The organism is Vibrio anguillarum (assembly GCF_001989995.2).
GTDB classification, from domain to species: Bacteria; Pseudomonadota; Gammaproteobacteria; order Enterobacterales; family Vibrionaceae; genus Vibrio; species Vibrio anguillarum.
In genome coordinates this window covers 1-605 of record NZ_JAHGUP010000247.1, presented here as the reverse complement: position 1 = coordinate 605, position 605 = coordinate 1, and the positions used below count along the sequence as shown (strand labels likewise).

The following is a 605-nucleotide window of genomic DNA, read 5'->3' as shown; positions in this document are numbered from 1 at the left end:
TGGGATTATGGGGCGCATACATTATTCTCGAGCTATCTGTTTTTTATTACCAATTTTAAAGTTTAAACCTTTGAACTGACCTTTGTGCGAAGAAGTTACATGCCCTAAAACTATATATGCATTTCCAGATGTAAGCTCTATATCTTCAAGATCTCTGTGAATATTTAACCATGGAATATAGTTAATTCCATCCTTAGCTTCAGAATAACATTGGGTCGATACAGGATGTGTTGTATTAGTTGAAGTTCGAGTTTGTTTTGCAGTGACTCTAATGGCAACTGGATGTTCTATCTTCCCACGGGCGATTCTATTATGAAGCACGTGATAACGAGCATCATCGTAAAAGAAGTCTTTCCATTCTACTTGCTGATTTTTAAATTCAATTTTTATCAAAGCTTCAAGTTCTTTAGCATCACTACTTTCTTGTATCAAACTACGAATACGAGCAATTCCTGTGGCTGACTTGCAATATGACGACAACCTTTTTTCAGTTTTAACGTAATCTTTACCTACTTTTGGTTCTACCGAATCACTATTACTATTTTTATCAACCAACTTATCTAAATCCGATTTAGATTGCTCCAAAGTAAGCGCGTCATAAACCC

Annotated in this window: 1 protein-coding gene; it reads right to left on the bottom strand. The window is 35.4% G+C overall.

Features of this window, described 5'->3' with window-relative positions:
• Nucleotides 1-21 precede the first annotated feature (21 nt).
• The coding region (locus PL85_RS18725) for a hypothetical protein (RefSeq protein ID WP_214653633.1) at nt 22-605 on the bottom strand (584 nt) is incomplete at its 5' end.